15 protein-coding genes and 1 pseudogene are annotated in these 20,271 nt (G+C 73.6%); 8 read left to right on the top strand and 8 right to left on the bottom strand.

From position 1 onward, the window contains the following. Positions 1-43: 43 nt before the first annotated feature. Positions 44-1,270: an anhydro-N-acetylmuramic acid kinase gene (locus VLY81_RS02485; protein ID WP_324669453.1), complete on the bottom strand. Its 1,227-nt coding sequence runs from the start codon at positions 1,268-1,270 to the stop codon at positions 44-46. Position 1,271: 1 nt separating this feature from the next. Continuing rightward, a complete protein-coding gene (locus VLY81_RS02480; RefSeq protein WP_324669452.1) occupies positions 1,272-2,042 on the bottom strand; it encodes a GntR family transcriptional regulator in 771 nt (256 codons plus the stop codon). A gap of 261 nt (positions 2,043-2,303) precedes the next feature. Here VLY81_RS02480 and VLY81_RS02475 point away from each other — a divergent pair, with 261 nt between their 5' ends. From VLY81_RS02475 to VLY81_RS02445, 8 genes and pseudogenes are all read left to right on the top strand, one after another. Then, entirely contained in the window at positions 2,304-4,613 is a 2,310-nt protein-coding gene (locus VLY81_RS02475; RefSeq protein ID WP_324669451.1) for a beta-galactosidase, read from the top strand. 5 nt (positions 4,614-4,618) lie between these two features. Then, positions 4,619-5,092 (top strand): annotated as a pseudogene (locus VLY81_RS14480) (ROK family protein); the annotation flags it as partial. Between the two features lie 5 nt (positions 5,093-5,097). Next, positions 5,098-5,529, top strand: a complete 432-nt coding sequence (locus VLY81_RS14475) for an ROK family protein (protein WP_405001313.1) — start codon at positions 5,098-5,100, stop codon at positions 5,527-5,529. Between the two features lie 38 nt (positions 5,530-5,567). Then, a complete protein-coding gene (locus tag VLY81_RS02465) occupies positions 5,568-6,359 on the top strand; it encodes an SIS domain-containing protein (RefSeq protein WP_324669449.1) in 792 nt (263 codons plus the stop codon). A gap of 17 nt (positions 6,360-6,376) precedes the next feature. Next, positions 6,377-7,714 carry an ABC transporter substrate-binding protein gene (locus tag VLY81_RS02460; protein ID WP_324669448.1) on the top strand — a complete coding sequence of 446 codons (1,338 nt, stop codon included), beginning with the start codon at positions 6,377-6,379 and terminating at the stop codon, positions 7,712-7,714. Between the two features lie 128 nt (positions 7,715-7,842). Next, positions 7,843-8,727: a carbohydrate ABC transporter permease gene (locus VLY81_RS02455; protein ID WP_324669447.1), complete on the top strand. Its 885-nt coding sequence runs from the start codon at positions 7,843-7,845 to the stop codon at positions 8,725-8,727. After that, entirely contained in the window at positions 8,720-9,640 is a 921-nt protein-coding gene (locus VLY81_RS02450) for a carbohydrate ABC transporter permease (protein WP_324669446.1), read from the top strand. Before VLY81_RS02455 ends, VLY81_RS02450 begins: the two co-directional genes overlap by 8 nt. A 29-nt stretch (positions 9,641-9,669) precedes the next feature. Then, positions 9,670-11,457, top strand: coding sequence for a discoidin domain-containing protein (locus VLY81_RS02445; RefSeq protein ID WP_324669445.1), 1,788 nt, complete (start codon positions 9,670-9,672; stop codon positions 11,455-11,457). 3 nt (positions 11,458-11,460) lie between these two features. Here VLY81_RS02445 and VLY81_RS02440 read toward each other — a convergent pair whose 3' ends face one another. The 6 genes from VLY81_RS02440 to VLY81_RS02415 all read right to left on the bottom strand — a co-directional run bounded on the left by VLY81_RS02440 (position 11,461) and on the right by VLY81_RS02415 (position 20,268). Further along, positions 11,461-11,973 carry a M48 family metallopeptidase gene (locus VLY81_RS02440; protein ID WP_324669444.1) on the bottom strand — a complete coding sequence of 171 codons (513 nt, stop codon included), beginning with the start codon at positions 11,971-11,973 and terminating at the stop codon, positions 11,461-11,463. Beyond that, positions 11,970-13,037, bottom strand: a complete 1,068-nt coding sequence (locus VLY81_RS02435) for an Ldh family oxidoreductase (protein ID WP_324669443.1) — start codon at positions 13,035-13,037, stop codon at positions 11,970-11,972. Before VLY81_RS02435 ends, VLY81_RS02440 begins: the two co-directional genes overlap by 4 nt. 54 nt (positions 13,038-13,091) lie before the next feature. Next, complete coding sequence (locus tag VLY81_RS02430; RefSeq protein ID WP_324669442.1) at positions 13,092-13,760, bottom strand: CDP-alcohol phosphatidyltransferase family protein; 669 nt, start codon at positions 13,758-13,760, stop codon at positions 13,092-13,094. Positions 13,761-13,852: 92 nt separating this feature from the next. Next, a complete protein-coding gene (locus VLY81_RS02425; RefSeq protein WP_324669441.1) occupies positions 13,853-17,341 on the bottom strand; it encodes a UvrD-helicase domain-containing protein in 3,489 nt (1,162 codons plus the stop codon). Next, on the bottom strand, positions 17,338-18,633 hold the full coding sequence (locus VLY81_RS02420; protein ID WP_324669440.1) for a PD-(D/E)XK nuclease family protein: 1,296 nt from the start codon (positions 18,631-18,633) through the stop codon (positions 17,338-17,340). Before VLY81_RS02420 ends, VLY81_RS02425 begins: the two co-directional genes overlap by 4 nt. Before the next feature lie 516 nt (positions 18,634-19,149). After that, positions 19,150-20,268, bottom strand: a complete 1,119-nt coding sequence (locus tag VLY81_RS02415; RefSeq protein WP_324669439.1) for a PD-(D/E)XK nuclease family protein — start codon at positions 20,266-20,268, stop codon at positions 19,150-19,152. Positions 20,269-20,271 lie beyond the last annotated feature (3 nt).

Raw genomic sequence — 20,271 nt, 5'->3', positions numbered from 1 at the left:
GCCAGCCACTCGCGGGGATGGGAGCCCCAGGACGGGCCGCGCCTCAGCGGCCCGGCAGCCACCGCGGGCCGGGGACCCACTTGCCCAGGATGGCCGGACGGCGGGCTCCGCTGGTGGCGGGAACGTTGGACGGCAGGCCCAGCAGGCTCTCGTCGCCCAGCACGGCCCAGATGGCCGCCTCGCGCGCCTGGGAGGGCATCCCCAGATCCTCGATGGGCCGCACCTCGAGCTCCGGCAGACGGTCGCGCAGCATGCGCACCAAGGTCGGGTTGGACGCGCCGCCACCGGTCAGGTAAACCTCGTCGATGCGCCAGCGCGGCAGGACGTGCTGGCGGTAGTTGAAGGCGATGGACTCGGCGGTGAAGGCCGTGACCGTCGCCACCACGTCGTCGTCGCCCAGCCCCCGGCGCCTCCCCCTTGCCAGGACGTCCCGGGCGAAGGGGACGCCGAAGACCTCGCGCCCCGTGGTCTTGGGCGGCGCCCGGTGGATGTAGGGGTGCGCCATCAGCTCGGCCAGGAGCTCGAGGTCGACTCGGCCCCTCGCCGCCCGCACCCCGTCGCGGTCGTAGGCCTCGACGGCGTCGGTGATCGCACTCACCACCGCGTCGATGAGGACGTTGCCGGGGCCCGTGTCGAAGCAGAGGAGATCCTCCCAGCCGGCGCCCGCCGGGATCACCGTGGGGTTGGCGATGCCCCCGATGTTCTGGATGATGCGGCCCCTCTCGGGATGGCGGAAGAGCACGAAGTCGCCGAAGACGCTCAAGGGGGCGCCGGCGCCCCCGGCGGCCAGGTCGGCCGAGCGCAGGTCGCACAGCACCGGGATCCCGGTCGCCTCGGCCAGGCGGGCCGGCTCCATCAGCTCCAGGACGCCTCCCCTCGCCCCGGTGGCGGGGTCGGGCGGCTGGTAGTAGACGATGGGCCCTTGCGCGCTCAGCAGGTGCACCTCGCCGGGCGCCACACCGGCATCCCTCAGCAGTGCCAGCGCCGACTGCGCGAAGGCATCGGCCAGCTCCAGGGCAGCCCGCAGCAAGGTGGCGGCCTCGAAGCGCCCCGGCGGGTACAGCTCGAAGATCCGTCGGCGGAGCCCCTCCGGATAGGAGTCCGTGCGGTACGCCACGAGCTGGGCCCACCGCTCGATCCCACGACCCCGGGTGCGGATGAGAGCGACCGTGACGCCGTCTGACGAGGTGCCCGACATGGCGCCCAGCACCAGGCGCTCCCGGTCGGGCTCGGCGGCGATGGCAGCGACGGCCTGCGGCCACGTCGTCATCTCAGCGCTCGTCCTTCAGCTCGACGTGGAGGGTGTAGCGGTCCGCGCGCAAGAGCGACTCCGTGTACTCGACGGGCTGGCCGTCGGAGAGGCTCGCGTAGCGCCGAACGGCCAGCGCCGGGCTGTGGTCGGGCACGCCCAGGCGCCGGGCATCCTCTCCCGACACGACCACGGCCGTGTACTCCTCCCGCCCCACCGACGGCCGGCGCCCCAGCCGGCGCTCCATGGCCTCGTAGAGCGAGCCGGTGGCCACCTGGGGGTCCTCCGCCAGCTCCGCCATCTCGCCCGGCAGGTAGTGGGTCTGCAGGGCGATGGGCTCCGCGTCGGCCAGCCGGCGGCGCGTCAGCCGCAGGACCGGGGCTCCGGGCTGCAGGCCCAGGGCCCGGGCCACGTGCCGGGAGGCGGGCACGACGGCTGCCTCCAGGAGCTCGGTGGCCGGGGTGAAGCCGCGCTGTCGCATCTCCTCGTGGAAGCTGATGAGACCCACCAGCCGGCGCGGGATGCGTGGCTGCCCCACGAAGGTGCCCTTGCCCTGGACGCGGTAGACCAGGCCGGCGTGGACCAGCTGCTGGATGGCCTGCTTGACCGTGGTGCGGCTGACGCCGAACCGAGCGCTCAGCTCCGCCTCCGTCGGGATCCGGTCGCCCGGCTTCAGCAGCCCGGACTCGATGTCGTCGCGCAGCTGGTCGTGGATGCGGTGGTAGAGGGGGATGCGCCGATCCCCGCCGATGAGGGCCTGACCGCCCCGCAGGCCCGGTGCACGCACCGTCACGGCCGGGGCCCTCCGAGGCTCCGCGGAGGGCTGGCGCCTCTCGACGGCTGCAGAGGGGCTCCCCTTGCTCGGCACGGCTCCGCCTCCCCACCCGGTTGCTCTAGATGGTTGGACTTCCACCAACATGTTTCCTGGCCCGGCAGGAGCACTCCTGACGAGAGCGAAAGGTAACGTTGATACATCAACATGATAATTCCCCCTGGTCTCCACCGCTCCTTCCGGAAAACGGAGGCCATGGCGAGGAAAGGGAGAGGTGCCAGCGTGGCCACCCAGCAGCCTGAGCGTCCCCTGCTGCCCATCGCCGCCTGGTACGCGGCAGGGCCGTCTCGTGCCACCATGATCGAGCCCCTGGGCTCCGACGGCGAGGCCATCGTACGGCGGGACCTGACCCACCTCAAGGAGTCGGGTCTCAACACCGTGCGGACCTGGATCGACTGGGCGTCGGGGGAGCCCGAGCCGGGCCGCTACGACTTCGAGGCGCTGGACCGGGTGCTCAGGCTCGCCCAGGAGCTGGGTCTGAGGGTCATCCTGCAGCTCTACCTCGACTCCGCCCCCGACTGGCTGGCGGAGGCGTACCCCGACAGCCGCTACGTCTCGCAGGGCGGCCAGGCCATCGACTCGCAGGGTTCGCCCGGCTACTGCTACGACCATCCGGGTGTGCGCCAGGCGGCCGAGCGCTTCATGCAGGCCGTGGCGCGGCGCGTCAAGGACCACCCAGGATTCCTGGCCTACGACCTGTGGAGCGAGCCGCACATCGTTCAGTGGGCCTACTTCGACTACCTGCCCCAACCGGCGCTCTTCTGCTACTGCCACCACTCCAAGCGCCGCTTCCGGCAGTGGCTCGAGGCTCGCTACGGTGAGATCGACCGGCTCAACCGCGCCTGGTACCGCCGCTTCTCCAGCTGGGAGTCCGTCGAGCCTCCCCGCTTCATCTCCCTGATGACGTACACCGACTTCATCGACTGGCAGCGCTTCATCATCGACAAGATCACCCAGGACCTGGCCTGGCGGGCCCGCACCGTCAAGGCCGTCGACCCGGTCCACCCCGTCACCAGCCACTCGGCGGTGCCGGCGGTGATGACGGTGCCGCTGCTGGAGCAGGGCGAGCCCGACGACTGGCAGGTGGCCCAGGTGGTCGACGTGTGGGGCACCTCCTTCTACCCCAAGCACGTGGGCGCCCGGGAGACGGCCGATCCGGTGGTACGGGGGGCCTACCTCGACAGTACCCGCTCGGCGACGGCCAGCCTGGGTCGGCCCTTCTGGCTGGGCGAGCTCCAGGGAGGCCACGGCTACGTCGGCACCTTCGCCGAGCCGGCGTCGGCGGCCGACATCCGCGCCTGGGCGTGGGGCCCTATCGCCCACGGCGCCAAGGGGCTGTGCTTCTACGCCTGGCGGCCCATGAGCCGGGGCTACGAGTCGGCCGGCTTCGGCCTGACGCACCCCGACGGCTCCCCGACCGACCGCTCCCGGGCGGCGGGTGAGGTGGCGCGGGTGGTGGACCGCCACGCCGACCTCTTCGTCTCGGCCCAGGTGCCCCAGTCGGACGTGGCCATCGTGTGGAACAACGACGCCAACATCCTCTGGGGCTGCCTGCGGGAGAAGTCGCCGTACGTCCCCTCCCGATCCCTCCTGGGCGTCTACCGGGCGCTCTTCGAGCACCACCTGCCCGTCGACTTCCTCCACCCGGACCAGCTCGCAACCGGCCGGCCGACGCCCGTGCCGGACGCACCCAAGCTGCTGGCCCCCGGCCGCGCCGCCGGCGTGGCGCCGGGGCCGCGCCCGCTCGAGGTCGACCGCTACAAGGTGATCTACATGCCCTTCTCCATCATGGTGCGCCGCGACGTGGCCCGGGGGCTCGCCGCCTACGTGCAGGCGGGCGGCACCGTGGTGGCCGAGGCGCGCACCGGGTGGAACGATGACGAGGGCAAGGTGGACGGCAGCGTGCCCGGCTCCGGGCTCCGGGAGATCTTCGGGGCCCAGGAGGCCTGGGCCCGCAGCCGCCGGGACGGCGACGCCGTCGAGATCGAGGTGGCGCCCGACCCCGTGGTGGCATTCGAGGGCGGGCGCATCAAGAGCGCCCACTACGAGCAGGCCCTGGAGCCCCTGGGAGCCCGGGTCATCGGGCGCTTCGCCAGCGGCGAGCCCGCCGTCACGGTGCACGATGCCGGCCGCGGGCGGGCCGTGCTGGTGGGGAGCTGGGTCGGCCTCGGCTACCACGTCCACCGCGACCCCGCAGCCGGGCGCTTCATCGCCGGCTTCGCCCTCGCGGCCGGCGCCCGCCGGCCCGTCGAGGTCGAGGGCCTGCCCGGCACCGCGGTGGAGGCTCGTCTGATGGTCGGCGAGACCCGCCAGGAGGGCCCCTACCTCCTCGTCTTCCTCTTCAACCATACGCCGGAGCCCGTGGCTCCTCGGGTCCGCATCGCGGTGCCGTGGTCGACCCGCCGGGTGGCCGTGGCAGAGCTGACCGGTGACGCCCGCCACGAGGCCGCCGTGCAGGCGGACGGGAGCGTGACCCTCGAGCGAGCCCTGGCGGGCCGCGAGATCGTCGTGATGAAGGTGACGCCCGCTTGAGCGCCGTGCGACGGGTAGCGGCCGTCGACATCGGCGGCACGCAGCTGCGCGCCGCCCTCGTGGACGAGGAGGCTCGCATCCACCGGCGAGTCGCCCGACCGGTGGCCTCGCCGCAGGACGGCGAGGCCCTCACCGGCCAGGTGGTGACGCTGCTGCAGGAGCTGATGGAGGGCCAGCCTCGGCCGGTGGCTGTGGGGGTCAGCCTGCCGGCCGTCATCGACCGACGGGCCGGCCGCGTCGAGTGGGCGCCCAACCTGCCGGGCTGGGACGGGGTAGAGCTGGGACCGAGGTTGTCCGAGGCGCTGGCCATGCCGGTCGTGCTCGAGTACGACGGGCACGCGGCGGCGCTCGGCGAGCACTGGGCCGGGGCGGGCCGTGGGGTCGCCGACCTGGTCTTCGTCATCGTCGGCACGGGCGTGGGCGGAGGGATCATCGCCGACGGGCGGCTCGTGCGAGGGGCCTCCAACCTGGCCGGCGCGGGGGGCTGGATGGGCGTGCCCGGGGCCACCGAGGCCGACCCGGCCCGCGCGGCGCGCGGGGCCTTCTCGAGTCGCTCATCGCCGGCCCCGCCCTGCAGGCGACGGCCTCGCGGCGGCTGGGGGAGCCGTTGGCGCCCCGCGACATCTTCGACCGGGCCGCCCGGGGCGACCCGGCCTGCCGGGCCATCGTCGACGAGGCGCGGGAGCACCTGGCCTGGGCCCTGGCCAACGTCGTCTCGCTGCTCAATCCGGCCCTGGTGCTGGTGGGCGGCAGCGTCGGGCTGCGGCTGGCCGAGCAGCCCGAGCGCCTGGAGGCCGCGGTGCGCGCCGGGCCCAGCCGTGGGCGGCCCGCCGGCGCGATCGCCCCCGCGGGCCTGGGAGACGACGCCGGGCTGCTGGGGGCCGCCCGTGCTGCCCTGACGTGCGTCGGTGGGTGAGCCCACCGCATCGAGACATGGGAGGAGTGCATCGCGACATGCAAGGCCCCACGCAACAGTCCAAGGGACAGACCTACCTGCGCTCCGCGGAGGAGGTGCTGGCGCGCATCCGGCAGAGCCAGGGCGAGGCTATCGGCCAGGCCGCCCGGCGGATGGCCGGGGCCATCGCGGCCGGACGAGCCGTCTTCGTCTTCGGGAGCGGGCACTCGGTGCTCCCCGTGCTCGACGTCTTCCCTCGCTACGGGGGTTTCGTCGGCTTCTACCCCCTGGCCGACCCCCGGCTCATGTGGCACTTCCCCATCGGCCCCGGCGGCGCCCGGGAGCTGTTGTGGCTGGAGCGGCAGGAGGGCTACGTGGCCAACTTCCTCAAGAGCCATCCGCTCGGGGCCGGCGACGTCGTGCTGGTCTTCTCCCACGGCGGCCTCAACGCCGCGCCGGTAGAGGTGGCCCTGGCGGGCCGCCAGCGCGGGGCGTCGGTGGTGGCGGCCACCTCCGTGGCCAACGCCCGCACCCACCGGGCGACCCACTCCAGCGGCAAGAGGCTGGCCGACGTGGCCGACGTCGTCATCGACAACTGCGTCCCGCCCGAGGATGCCGTCGTCCGCATCGACGGCTGGCCCTACCCCGTCTCGGCGGTCTCGACCGTCGCGTTCGTCGCCATCGCCCAATCGCTGGTGGCCGAGACGGCGGCTCGCCTCGCCGCCATGGGCGTGGTCAAGGAGTCGTTCGTCTCGCCCAACGTAGAGGGGGTCGAGCCCGGGCACAACGAGCAGGTGTTCGAGGAGTTCGCCGCTTGGGTACGTGGTCTGGCGTCGTCAACGCCTCGGTAGAGAGGAGTGGAGAATCGATGGGACGCAAGCGGCAGAGCCGCCAGTGGACCCTGGTCTGGACAGGCGCCGCCCTGGCCGCGGTCGTCGCCGTGGCCCTGGCAGGAACGGGCACCGCCCTGGCTGCCAGGACCAAGATCGTCTGGCAGGTCCACTGGACCGACTTCCAGATCGACGGCATCTACCAGGGCGATCAGCTGGTGGCGCGAGGACTCCGGCAGTGGGTCGAGGAGTACGAGCGGACCCATCCCGACATCGACATCGAGCTGCAGTCCATCCCGATGGAGGAGTACCTCAACCGGCTCATCGTGGCCCAGGCAGCGGGGACGGGTCCCGACATCATCAGCGTGCTCAACACCTGGGGCCCCCAGCTGGTCTACGACGGGGTGCTGGAGCCGGTGCCGGCCGACCTGGTGGCCGACGTCCGCAACCAGTACATCCCCGTAGCCGTCGAGGGCGCCACCGTCGACGGTCAGATCTGGGGCATTCCGTTCGAGGTGGGCAACTACGCCCTCGTCTACAACAAGAAGCACTTGCAGGAGGCCGGCTTCTCCGGGCCGCCCAGGACCTGGGACGAGCTGGTGCAGATGGGCGCCAAGCTGACCCGCAGGGCGGCCGACGGCACGGTGGAGCGCTACGGCTTCGCCTTCCTGGCCGGCTGGGAGTCGGCCGTGGTGCACCCGTACCTGGGCCTGCTGTGGAGCCTGGGCGGTGACTTCCTGGCGCCCGACCTCAGCCGCGCCACGTTCAACGGCCCGGAGGGCCTGGCGGCCCTGGAGGCCGAGCTGCAGCTCTTCCGCAGCGGGGCCACCGACGTCTCCGCCAGCGTCTGGGAGTTCCCGCAGGGCCGGGTCTCCATGATGATCATGGCCTCGTGGTACGAGTCGAGCCTCAAGCAGGCCTTCGGCTCCGAGTACGAGGCCACCGTGGGCGTGGCGCCCATCCCGGCCATCAACGGCAAGTCGGTCAACGCGGCCTACTCGTGGTGGCTGGGCGTCAATGCCCAGAGCCGGGTCAAGAAGGAGGCCTGGGACTTCATCCGGTGGTTCACCGCCCAGACGCTGCCTGACGGCACCACCCGCATGGGCACCTACCAGGCCGAGAACATCGGCAGCATCCCACCCCGCAAGGGCGACCTGGCCGGCCATCCGGAGCAGCTCGACGACCTGTACACCCGGGTCTTCGTGCAGGAGCTGGCCAACGCGCATCACGAGCCCAACGTGCTGCAGGGCGCGGAGATCAAGACCATCCTGTGGCACGAGATCGTCGAGGCCTGGCACGGCCGCAAGACGCCCAAGCAGGCCCTCGATGACGCGGCTTCCAAGATCGACGACATCCTGCGGGAGTTCTACGGATGACAGGTCCCGGCGCCGAGGGGTCGGAGCGCGGGCTCCGGCCCCTCGGCCGGCTCCCGCCGCCCGAGGCCTGTCCTCGACGGGAGGCGTGGCAGATGGCACGGAGCCTCAGTAGACGGGCGAGACAGACCGTGGCCGGGTACCTGTTCCTGTCGCCGGCCATCCTCTTCTATCTCGTCTTCCTGCTCTTCCCCGTGGGGCTGTCCGTCTACATCTCCTTCACCAATTGGAACATGCTGGCCCCCCTGGAGCGGGCTCGGTGGGTCGGCTTCTCCAACTACACCTACCTGCTGACCCGTGACGACATGTTCATCGCCTCGCTGAAGAACACCCTGGTCTACGCCCTGGGCACGGTCTTCATCGGCATGGCCATCGCCTTGGGGGTGGCGCTGCTCATCAACAACGTGCGGGGCAGCGCCCTGTGGCGGTTCCTCATCTTCGCCCCGGTGGTGACGCCCGCCATCGCGGTCGGGCGCATCTGGGGCGGCATCTACCACCCCTCCCAGGGCTACCTCAACCAGCTGCTGCGGGCCGTAGGCCTGCCCCCTCAGCAGTGGCTCTCCAGCGCGGAGCTGGCGCTGCCCTCCATCATGGCCACGGCCATCTGGGCCGGGGTGGGAGCCACGGTCATCGTCTTCATCGCGGGGCTGCGCAACATCCCGGCGCAGTACTACGAGGCGGCCCGGATCGACGGCGCTCGTCCGTGGCACGAGTTCTGGCACATCACGCTGCCCCTGCTGCGGCCCACCGTGCTGTTCCTCTCGGTGACCGGCCTCATCTCGGCGTGGCAGGTCTTCGACCTGGTCTACTCGATGGCGCTGGGCGGGACCGAGAGCGGGACCACGCCGGCGCGTGCCGTCATGGTGGTGGCGCTGTACCTCTACACCACGGCCTTCCGCAGCCTGCGGGCTGGCCGCGCCACGGCGGGGGCGCTGATCCTGTTCGTCATCATCTTCGGCTTGACGCTGATCTTGCTGCGAGTCTTGAGGCGGGGAGGGCTCGAGGCCTATGAGTAGCCGTGACGCGGGCCCGGCCGCCAGCAGGCGACGGCCACCCTGGCTGGCCGTCGTGGGGACGTTGCGCTTCGTCGTGACGCTGGCGGTGGCCGCGGCCATGTTCCTGCCCTTCTTCTGGATGTTCAGCTCCTCGCTGATGACCTACCAGGAGAGCATCCGGGTGCCGCCGGTCTGGTGGCCCGAGGTGCCCCAGTGGCACCACTACCTGGAGGTGCTCCGCGACCCGCGGGTGCCGCTGGGCCTCTACTTCAAGAACTCGGTCATCGTCTCGTCGGCCGTCACGCTGCTGGTGCTGGTCACCAGCTCCATGGCCGGCTACGCCCTGACCAAGCTGGACTTCCCGGGGCGCGACGCCATCTTCCGGCTCTTCCTGGCGACCATGATGTTCCCGGCCTTCCTCTTCCTGGTGCCGGTCTACTACATCCTCAAGCGCATGCCGCTCATGGGGGGCAACGACATCCTGGGGCTGGGCGGCACCGGCGCGCTGCAGTCGCACCTGGCCCTGATCCTGCCCTTCGCCGTCAGCGCCTGGGGCATCTTCCTGATGCGGCAGTTCATGATGTCGGTGCCCGACGAGCTGGTCGACGCCGCCCGCATCGACGGGGCATCGGAGCTCTCCATCTGGAGCCGCATCATGCTGCCTCTCACCCGACCGGCTCTGGCCACCATCGCCATCTTCACCTTCATCGGCCAGTGGAACTACCTGCTCTGGCCTCTCATCGTCACCACCTCGGCCCAGCACCTGGCCACGGTGCCGGTGGGGATCCGGATGATGGCGACGGCCTACAGCACCGCGCTCAACGCCGGCAAGCTCCAGGCCGCCACGGTGATGGCCATCGTGCCCACCATCGTGCTCTTCCTGACCATGCAACGTCACTACATCCGGGGCTTCGCGCTGACCGGCTTCAAGTGAGGTCAGGCGTGAGGATGGGGGGTCGTGCGATGCCGCGGGCGCTGGTCCTGGTGCTCGCCATCGGGATGGGAGTGGGATCGATGGGCTCGACTGCCTCGGCCGCCGAGGCCCGGGCGACGGTCTCGGTGGACGCCTCCCGGGTCCTGGGGCCCGTCAAGCCCCTGGTCTTCGGCGTCAACACCGCCAGCTGGGACGAGCAGCTCTTCCCCGGGACCATGGAGGACTGGCCGCTCACCTTCGACCAGGACGCGCTGCGCAAGGTGAAGCAGGCGGGCATCCGGTTCTTGCGGTATCCGGGGGGCAACGACGGCGATCGCTACGTCTTCGACGCTCCCCACAACTCGCCCCTGCGGATGGACACGGACGAGTTCATCCTCTTCTGCCGGCTGGTGGGCGCCGAGCCGTCCATCAGCGTCAACTACCCGGCCGGGCCCGAGGTGGCCGCCCGGTGGGTGCGCTACGCCAACGTCGAGAAGGGCTACGGGGTCCGCTACTGGGAGGTCGGGGACGAGGAGTACTTCTCGGTGGCGGCCGAGACCTACGCCCGGCAGGTGGTCGAGTTCGCCCGCGCCATGAAGGCCGTCGACCCCACCATCCGGGTGGGCGCCGGCGTCAGCGTGGCGCGTGCCGAGTGGACCATGGAGGTGCTGCGCATCGCCGGCCCGGTCCTCGACTTCGTGGTCTACAACTGGTTCCCCCAGGAGCCCCGCCGGGAGGACGACACCCGGCTGCTGGCGAGCCCCGCCGAGTTGCGGCGCAACCTGCAGGCCCTGCGTGACATGATCCGCTCGGCGGTACCGGACCGGGCGGATCGCATCGAGATCCACATCGGCGGCTACAACTCCGTCACCGGGTACCCGGGCCCGCAGAGCGTCTCCATCGTCAACGCGCTCTGGACGGCCGACGTGCTTGGCACCCTGCTGGAGGAGGGGGTCGACGCGGCCGGCTTCTGGGCGCTGCACAACCCCTATCCGCCGCGTGGCGGCGACTACGGGCTGTTGGGGGCCACCCCCGACAACCCGCCCAACCCGTCGTACTGGGCGTTCGTCCTCTTCACCCGCCGCTTCGGGGAGCGGATGGTGCACGCCGAGTCGGCGGACCCCGCGCTGGCCGCCTACGCCTCGACCTCCGAGGACGGCGAGACCCTGTGGGTGGTGCTCATCAACAAGGATCCCGAGCGTCCGCGCCGGGTCACGCTGGAGTTGCACGGCCTGGAGCCGGCCGGGCGAGCCCAGGGGTGGGTGCTGGACCAGCGGCGAGCCCTCGACGCGATGGCGCCCCGGCCGGATCTGACGCAGGGCGTCGTGGTGCCCCCCTACGCAGCCGTCTCCCTGAGGATCCCCTCCCGGTCCTCCGTGACGGCCCCCGTCGAGCTGCCCGTCGCCTCGGCTACGGCCTCGTCGTCGGCCGAGCTGGGGCCCGCCTGGGGGCCCGCCAGCGCCGTCGACGGCGACCGGCGCACCCGGTGGGCGAGCCGCATCTTCAGGGACCAAGCGGAGTGGCTGACGCTGGACCTGGGCGAGATCGCAGCGGTGGGCGGGTTGCGCCTGGAGTGGGAGCGTCACGCGCTCCACTACCGCATCGAGCTCTCGCCGGACGGCAGCCACTGGGAGCCGGTGTACGAGACGCGCTCCGGGGCGGGCGGTACGGAGACCATCACCTTCCCCGCACGGCCGGCCCGCTTGGTGCGCATCCAGATGCTGCGGCGCGCCCCCGGCCTCGACACGTCGACGGGCCACTCCACCTGGACCGCCGGCGCCTACTCGCTGTGGGAGGTGACGGTGCTGGGGCCGGCGCCTGACCACGCCCGGCGCTGAGCCTCACAGGGCCAGATCCATCAGCCGCCGCTCGCGCAGGCGCAGCCAGCGCCGGCGAGACCGGTAGTCGGGGCACAGCGTCTCGACCAGTCGCCAGAAGCGAGGCGAGTGATCGGGCACCCGCAGGTGGGCCAGCTCGTGGAGGATGACGTAGTCGAGGATCTCCGGAGGCGCCAGGATCAGGCGGAAGTTGAAGGAGAGGTTGCCCCGGCTCGAGCAGCTGCCCCAGCGGCTCTTCTGGGCCCGCACGAAGATGCGGCCATAGCGGAATCGGTGGCGCTCGGCGAGCTGAGCCACGCGGGCCACGATGACGCGCCGGGCCTCGGCTCGCAGCCAGGCCCCCAGGAGCTGCTCCGGGCGGCGCCGCTCCGCGGGCGCCATCAGCACCCAGATGGTGCTGTCGCTCCGCACCACCCGGCTGCGCCCCAGCGGGGCCACCCGTACCTCCACGCGGTGAGGCAGGCCCCGCAGGGGCAGGACGGCCGCCCGGTCGCCGGCAGGTACGCCCCGGCTCACGCCGGCGCCACCACGCCCAGCTCGGCGGCCAGCGCCCGGAGGCGCTCGTAGAGCCCCGACGGCACCGGGATGCCCTCTCGTCGCCGGCGGGCCGCGGTGGCGGCGCCCCGCTCCCCCGGGACCCGCACGGGAGCGGCCGGATCCTGCGGCGGGGTGGACCGCAGGTGACGGACCAGGGCGTCCGTGCGCCGCTTGAAGGCGGCCGGCTCCATGAAGGCGTCGACGCGGATGGCCAGGGCGAAATGCCCCGTGTCCTGGGGCGCGCCTGTCCCGCTCTTCTCCCGCACGTCGGCGCCGAAGGCGGCCCCGCTCAGCACGCCCGCCAGCACGTCGACCAGGATGCCCAGCGCGTAGCCCTTGTGCCCCAGGGGCAAAAGCGCCCCCTGGCTGGCGGCGGCCGCGTCGGTGGTCGGCCGTCCCTCGGCATCGAGGGCCCAGCCCAGGGGGATGGGGCGCCCCTCCCGGGCAGCCTGGACGACTCGCCGGAAGGCGACCACGCTCATGGCGAAGTCCATGACGATGGGCGGCTCCTCGAAGGTTGGGATGGCCGCGGCCAACGGTAGGTTGTGCATGGCGCGGCGGGCGCCGCCGTGAGGGGCCATCACGGGGGGCCCGTTGGACCCCACCAGCCCGACCATGTCGTGCTCCAGGGCCATCATGGCGTAGTAAGCACCGGCACCGAAGTGCGTCGAGCGCCGCACTCCCACCCAACCCAGGCCCTCCCGCCGCGCCAGCTCGATGGCATGGCCCATGGCACGGCAGGCCGCGACCACCCCCAGGCCGTTGTCGGCGTCGAGGACGGCTGTCGACGGGCTCCCCTGCGAGAGGGTCATGCGGGGGCGAGCGTTGACCTCGCCCCGCCTCAGCCGGTCGATGTAGCCCGGGAGCAGGGCGATGCCGTGGGTGTCGATGCCACGCAGGCTGGCGGTGACCAGCACCTCGGCGGCCACCGACGCGTCGGGCGCCGCCATGCCGGCTCGTTGCAAGGCGGCCTGGCAGAAGGCCTGCAGGCGGTCGGCCGCGATGCGGCGCTCCGGGGCAGGATGGGGCGGCGAGGGGCTCATCGATCTCCTCCTATCCCGGCGCCTCGGGGGGCGCCGGCGTGCTCGAGAGGGCGGCTACGGCGAGCGCGGCGGGTACCATCCGCCCAGGCGCAGTGTCGCCAGCACCAGGGCGAGGCTCGCCTCCGCGTACAACAGGCCCCGCCCGGCCGCGATCACAGCCGCATGGCGCATGCTGGTGCCCAGCAGGGCGACCCAGAAGCCGCTCAGCACCAGGACGAACTGGAGTCGCACCAGGGTCGTGGGCCGCTCCACCACGGCCGTCCGCCGCAAGAGGCTGGCCAGCAGCGACAGCGCCTGGGGGACCACCATGGCGGCCACCAGATACCGGTCCACCAACCCTTCGGCCAGCACGATGACGCCCAGCGCGCCGCCCAGCAGCACGTCGGCCAGCTGGTCGAGCCGTCCGCCCGTGCCGCTGGCCAGCCCCCGGCGGCGAGCCAGGGGGCCATCGACGAAGTCGCTGAAGGCGGCCCATGCGAACAGCCAGAGCACAAGCCTCAACGGCCCGCCGGCTGCCCACGTCAGCGCGCCTGCCGCGGCCAGGGCGACCCGCAGCATCGTCAGGTGATCGGGGGTGACGCTGGGCGGGATCGCCTGCAACAGGACACCCAGCAGCCCGTCGCGCAGCCGCTCCTCGCGGTAGGTGATCCGCTCCAGCACGGTAGACGGCCGGGTCGGCCCTCGATGCGGGGAGCGGCCGCCCTGGCCGACCTCGGCGGCCACGCCCGCCGGGGGCCGGGCGGATGCGCCGCAGGCGGCGCCGCCGAAGGGGAGCCTCCGGTCCTGCCCATGCCCGATCCCTTCCCCACTGGAGCCTATTCGGTCGGGCCCTGCGGGCCCCCTTCCCCTGCAGCCGGACGCCCCGGCTCGCGGATGGCGGCCTCCACCAGCTCCCCGGCGCGCGCGGCGTAGAGGAGGACGCGGACCCGGACGCGGGGGGCCGCCCTCGCCACCGCCTCGGCGTAGGACGCGGCCTGCCCCGCGTACGTGGCGGCCAGCCGATCGGGGGGGCCGGGGTCCGTCTTGTAGTCGACGACCACCAGCTCGCCCTCCGGCTCCTGCAGCAGCAGGTCCATTCGCCCCTCTACGAGCTCGCCCGAGGCACGGGCGTAGACGACGGGCACCTCGGCGAGCCGGCGCACGGCCCGGCGTACCCGAGCCGCCAGCGGCCCCTCGCAGGCGAGGCGCACCCAGGCGGCGATCGCGTCGCGCTCGGCCTCGGGCAGCCCTGTCGCGGCGGCCACCGCCTGCACCAGCCGGGTGCGTGCCGGCTCCTCCATGTCGAAGCCGCGCCGGGCGAGCTGCTCCATGACGGCGTGGAAGGCCTGTCCCACGCGGGTGCCGTCGTGGCCCGTCTCGACGTCGCCCTCGTCCTCCGCCATCGTCAGCGATCCGGGGCCGGCCGTCCCGTCGGGCCCATGCTCGCCGCGGCCGGCGCCAGCCGCTCGCCGGGCGGGCACCACCACGAGCCCGCGGCTCGCCGCATCCAGCAGGGCCTGACGCTGCTCGTGCCAGCGACGAGCCTCCTCCTCGGCGGCGGGGCTCTCCCCCGGCGGCGCCTGACCGTCGCCCGGGGCGGCGGGCACCCCCTCCTCCTCGGCGGCAGCCGCTTCGTCGGCGGCGTCACCCGGTGAGGCATCCACTCTCAGGGGCATCAGGGCGTCGGCCACCTCGGCCCCCGAGGCTTGCTCCCGCGCGTCCCAGAAGCCGCCCGCATGCCGGGCTCCCGACACCAGCAGGTAATCGCGGGCCCGGGTGAGGGCCACGTAGAAGAGGCGGACCCGCTCGGCCTCCAGCCGCATCCGCTCCAGTTGGGCCGCCTCGGCGAAGCCGGGCGTCCGCACCCGGACGTCGCCGGTCCCGAGCCGCAACTCCACCCGTCCCCGGGTGCGGTCCACCAGCGCCGGCCCGGGGTCGTGGCGCGGCGCACCCATGTTGGCCACCAGCACCACGGGAAACTCGAGCCCCTTGGCCTTGTGGACGGTCATGAGTCGGACGGCGTCCTCCTCCTCGTCGGCCAGGGGCGAGTCCTCCTCCTCGGCCGGCGCGCTACCGCCCGGCCCGCGCCGGCTCAGCCAGTCCACGAAGGCGCCGAAGCTCGACGCCCCTTGCTGCTCCAAGGCCGCGGCCTGCGCCAGGAGCTTCTCCACGTTGGCGGCCGCACGGGCACCACCCCGCTCCAGCTGCAGGTAGGCCACGTAGCCGCTGTCGGCGAGGAGACGCCGCAGGGCCTGCACCGGCCGCATGGCCCGGCAGGCCTCGTGCCACTCCCGGATCCGTGCCATCGCCTCGACGACAGCGGGAGCCGCTCGGGCCGCCTCGTCGGGAGCTCGCTCGGCGGCGTCCAGCCGCCCTGCGTGCCGGCCGTAGTGCCACAGCTCCGCATCGCTGATGCCGAAGAAGCCGGAGCGCAGCGCCCCCAGCACGGCTCGCTCGTCGGAGGGGTTGCGCACCGCCTGCAGCAGGAGGATGACCTCCCGCACCTCGGCCCGGTGGTAGAAGAGGCGGCCCCCCACCACCCGGTAGGGCACCCCGGCCTCCTGCAGCGCCTGCTCGTAGGCTTCGATGCCGGTGAAGGCCGGCATCAGCACCACGCAGTCTCGCCACGTCGCCCGGCGCCACGTGCCTCTCTCCTCCACCACCAGACGGCCCCCGCCGACGAGAGACGCCAGCGCCCGTGCCACGGTGCGGGCCTCCGCCTCCCGCAGCTGGTCGGCGCTGACCCGGCCCGCGGGCGTCTCGGGATCGGCCTCCAGCGGCTCGCCCCTCACCTCCAGGCGGTAGGCACCCGGCGCCAGCGCGTCGGGGTCAGGCGGGGGCCCGGGGTCCGGGCGATACGCCTCCAGGGCGACGTAGGACGGCTGGTGAGGCCCCGTCATCCACGGCTCGAAGAGCGCGTTGACGGCACGGGTGATGGGGCTCAGCGTGCGGAAGTTCTGGCGGATGGACTCCCGCCGTCCCTGCTGCTCGATGCGGGCGGCCGCCTCCCGGTACATCTCCACGTCGGCCCGCCGGAAGCGGTAGATGGACTGCTTGGGGTCCCCCACCACGAAGAGCCGGCCGTCTCCCAGGGTGACGTCCCGCCAGTCGCGAGCTGCCGGCTCCCGCTCCGTGAGGAAGAAGACGATCTCGGCCTGCAGCGGATCGGTATCCTGGAACTCGTCCACCAGGACGGCCTGGAAGCGTCGCTGGAAGTGGCGTCGCACCTCCAGGTGATCCCGGAGCAGGTCCCGGCACCACAAGAGCTGGTCGAGGAAGTCCGCCAGCCCCAGGCGGCGCTTCTCCTGCTGAGCCCATGCCACGAACTCCCGCAGCCACGCGGCCAGTCGCTGCGCGACGGCCTGACCGGCGGCCTCCCCCAGCTCCTGCAGCATCCGGACCAGTTGGCCCATCCGGTCCCGGGCCTCGGCGAGCCGGGCCGGGTCCCGCCAGTGGGAGGCCGCGCCCACCCTGGCGAACGAGGCCGTCTCGAGGGGCCGGGCCTGTCCGCTCGCGCGCCGCCACCAGGCCACGACCTCGCCCGGACCGGCCTCGGGCCCGGCCGGGAGGGGATGGGCCGAGAGCGTCGCCTGGACCTGGTCGATGGCCTGGGCCAGACGGTCGCTCCGGTCCCGGCACCCGTCCCGCAGCGTGGCCCCCAGCGCCTCCAAGAGCTCGGGGATCCGTCCCGCCGCCTGCGCCACCAGCTCCCGCACCCGCTGCTCGGCCTCATCGGCCCGGGCGGGGGCGTCGCGGTCCTCCAGCGCCACGTCTCGCTGCTCGTAGAGGGCACGGGCCGCCGCGCGCAGGTGGCTCACCCGCAGGCCGGCCTTGAGGGCCAGACGCAAGGCCCCGGCGCCCGGCCCGTCGACGACGCCGTCGCCGGCTTGGGCTGCCAGCCACCGACGCCAGAGGCGGTCGAAGAGGTCGTCCGAGCCCGCCTCGTCGACCGTCTCGAAGCCCGGGTCGAGTCCCGCCTCGATGGGCCGCTCCTTGAGGATGGCCAGCGCCATGGCGTGGATGGTCGAGATCTGGGCGGCCTCGATCTCCTCCAGGGCGCGGCGGTGCGCGGGGTGCTGGCTGGCGGCCAGCTGTTCGCGGATGCGGCCCTTGAGCTCGGCCGCCGCCAGCTCGGTGAAGGTGATGGCTGCCAGCTGGGACGGCCGAAGCCCCTGCTCAAGCAGCCGCAGGATGCGCTGCACCAGCAGCGTGGTCTTGCCGGTGCCGGCAGCGGCCTCCACGCAGAAGGAGCGGTCCAGCTCCCGGACCACCCGCTCCCGGGCCTCGGCGTCGACGACGGGACGCGCCACGTCGGTCGGCTTCACCTGGCCTGCTCCCTCACCTTCGCGAGCGCCTGCAACGACGGCTCACCGGCCTTGCGGCGGGCCTGCCGCCACGCCTCGGGGCCGCAGACCACCCGAAACGGGCAGTTGTCGCACTCCCGCGCCGTGACGGGTGCACCGGGGAAGCTCCCCTGCACGATGAGCCGTGCCAGCTCCCCCACCGCCAGCCGCAACGACGGCTCCATCGCCTGCCAGTGGATGCCGGGCAGGGTCGCCCGGTCGGTCCAGCCGTCCTCCCGCAAGGCCACCCGCTCGGCCTCGCAGCAATCCACCGGCAGCGACGCGTACCGGGCGACCGCCAGCAGGTAGAGGGGCAGCTGCAGCGAGGTGCCGCCCTCCAGGTGGGTGGGGTCGGGAGCCGCCCTGGAGGTCTTGTAGTCGACGACACGGGCCGCCACGGGCCGGCCGGTCCCGGGATCGCGCCGCAGATCCACCCGGTCGAGCCGGTTGGGCAGGCGCACCACCAACCCCTCGCCGACGGCCAGCTCCGCCTCCACCGACCGCTCCAGGGCCTCGGGGCGCCAGCCCTCCTGCTCCAGGCGCTCGGTCTCGGCCGTCAGGAACTGCCGCAGCGCGTCGGCCACCGCCTCTTGCTGCAGCCGGGCGAGCCCGGGCACGGAGGCCACGGCCGCCGCCTGCTCGCGCGCCGCCTGAGCGACGGCGTCGTCGAGCCATCGCTGCCACTCAGCGGGGCGCCCCTGGGGCAGGACCCCGGCCGTCCACTCCTGGATCCAGCGGGCGAAGAAGAGCTCCAGGGCGCGGTGGGCGACGCTCCCCAGCGGCCGTCCCTGCAAGCCTTCGGAGGCCTCGGGGTCCTCCGGGGGCATCACCCCGAGCCGGCGCTCGAAGAAGAACCGCCGCGGGCAGCGCGCGTACTGCTCGAGGGCCGTGGGGGAGATGACGAGCGTGGCCGGCGGCGGCCCGTCGGCACCGACCAGGCCGTCCCAGGCCGTGAGGCGACGGCTCCAACGCGCCCGCCGGGCCATGGCCCCCCGCGCGGCCAGCGGATAGCGCCGGGCCAGGTAGGGCTCGGCGTCGCGCCGACGACGGCGCGCCAGGTGCACGTCGAAGGCGGCGGCATCCAGGATCTCCCGCATCCGCCCGTGGGGCCGGCTGTCGCAGGCCGACGCCCGCGCTCGCAGCGGGGCCAGGTAGGGCGAGTCGACCCGGGAGCGCCCCGTCAGCGCCTCGGCCCGCGCCCGGCTGGCCACCAGCCGCCGCTCCGCGGAGGCCACGGCGGCAGCGAAGAGCCGCCACTCCGCCGGGCCTCCCATGCGCCGCGGGGCCGGCTCCCGCCAGCCCGAGCCGCTCCACGTCCGACTCGCCGAGGAGCGGCCCCGCGGTGGCCCCGTGGCGCGCCGGCCACCCCGGGTCGTTGAGCCCCACCATCACCACCGTGTCGAAGCTGCACCCCATCGCCTGCGGGCCCGTCAGGATGGCCGGCCCCCCCTGCTCGAACCGGCCCTCGGAGCCCGACGGAGCGGAGAGCACCGCCTCCACCGCCTGGCGCAGGCGCAACCGGGAGACCGGCCCTCCGGGGGCCACCTCGTCCAGGCGCTGGAGCCGCTCGAGCTGCTCGAGCAGGGCCTCGCGCTCGGGGTCGGGGGTCATCGTCCGCTCCACGAAGGCCCGGCACGCCCGGATCATCTCCCGCCAGTCACCGGCATCGGGAAAGAGACGGGCTCGCTGGAGCAGGGCCCGCGCGGCGCGCTCCAGGTCCGGCCAGCGGGGATCGTCCCCGACCGCTTCGCCGGCGGCCTGCAGGCGCTCCTCCCACGCCGCCAGGCCGCTCACCAGGCCCGCCCGCATGGCCAGCCCCTCCCAGGCGCCGGGCTGCCAGCGCCCGCCTGGACGCCCAGGAGCTCCGGCTGCACCGGCGCCTCAGCCAGCCAGGCCATGGCGGCCGCGGGCGGCAGCTCGTCCTCCAGCAGCCCGAGCCATCGCACCAGGGCCCGGCCGTAGGCGAGTCGACCGGCGCCGCGCACCCGGCACGTACGGCGCAGGCCCGCCCGCCGGGCCGCGTCGGCCACCAGGCGCCACGCACCGGCGTCGGCCCGCACGACGACCGCCATGCGCCAGAAGGGGACCCCCTCGCGGGCCGCCTCCAGCAGCGCCCCCACCGCCAGCTCTGCCTCCCGCACCTCGTCGGGGGCCGCCACCAGCCTCACGTCGCCCGCACGGGGATGCAACGGCTCGGGATCGAGCAGGTGGCGCACCAGCTGCAGGCCCGCCCCCTCGTGGGCCAGGGCCTCCTCGAGCCGGTACCACAGGTGCTGGGGAGCCAAGGGCTCCGGCGGCAGCCACAGCACCACCGTGGAGCCACCCAGCCGCTGGGGTCCGCGCCCCTCCCGGGCCTCCCGGATGGCGGCCCACCAGACGGCCGCCCCGTCGGCCCAGGCGCCGTCCGACCGCCACGGTCCCGCCGGGACGAGGCTCTCGTTCACCAGGCGGTAGATGCGGGCCAGGGCACGCAGCCGCTCCCTCTCGGAGGGCTCCGACGCCGAGGCGACCCGCTCGAGCCGATCCGGTCCGACGCCGTGCTGGCGCAGCCACGCCACGGTCAGGGCCAGCGCCCGTGCGAAGCCGGGGCGCTCCGCCACCCCGGCGTAGTAGCCCTCCACCGAGCATGCCGCACGTTGCGCCAGCCACTCCAGACCCCAGGGCGGCAGCCGGCGCACGCCGGCCTCGGCCAGGGCGGGTCCGCCGAGCCGCTCCACCAGCGCCTCGATGGGGACGGCCTGCAGCCCCAGACAGGCGCGGCCCTCGAGACGCTCGGCGACCCGCCGCGCCAGCTGCATGCCCGCCTCCCACGACGGCGCCACGACGGTGACGGGCTCCAGCCACCGCTCGCGGCACCAGCGGGCCAGCGCCTCGACGACGGGCGTCTGACCAGAGCCGCCTGCTTGCAACCG

This window comes from Limnochorda sp. LNt (assembly GCF_035593265.1).
GTDB lineage: Bacteria > Bacillota > Limnochordia > Limnochordales > Geochordaceae > Geochorda > Geochorda subterranea.
This window is presented reverse-complemented; position numbering and strand designations above follow the sequence as displayed.

Coding starts and splice junctions, on each gene's coding strand:
- VLY81_RS02450 (WP_324669446.1), top strand. CDS start 8,720: ATGAGTAGCCGTGACGCGGGCCCGGCCGCCAGCAGGCGACGGCCACCC.
- VLY81_RS02485 (WP_324669453.1), bottom strand. CDS start 1,270: ATGACGACGTGGCCGCAGGCCGTCGCTGCCATCGCCGCCGAGCCCGAC.
- VLY81_RS02435 (WP_324669443.1), bottom strand. CDS start 13,037: ATGAGCCCCTCGCCGCCCCATCCTGCCCCGGAGCGCCGCATCGCGGCC.
- VLY81_RS02465 (WP_324669449.1), top strand. CDS start 5,568: ATGCAAGGCCCCACGCAACAGTCCAAGGGACAGACCTACCTGCGCTCC.
- VLY81_RS02460 (WP_324669448.1), top strand. CDS start 6,377: ATGGGACGCAAGCGGCAGAGCCGCCAGTGGACCCTGGTCTGGACAGGC.
- VLY81_RS02445 (WP_324669445.1), top strand. CDS start 9,670: ATGCCGCGGGCGCTGGTCCTGGTGCTCGCCATCGGGATGGGAGTGGGA.
- VLY81_RS02420 (WP_324669440.1), bottom strand. CDS start 18,633: ATGGGAGGCCCGGCGGAGTGGCGGCTCTTCGCTGCCGCCGTGGCCTCC.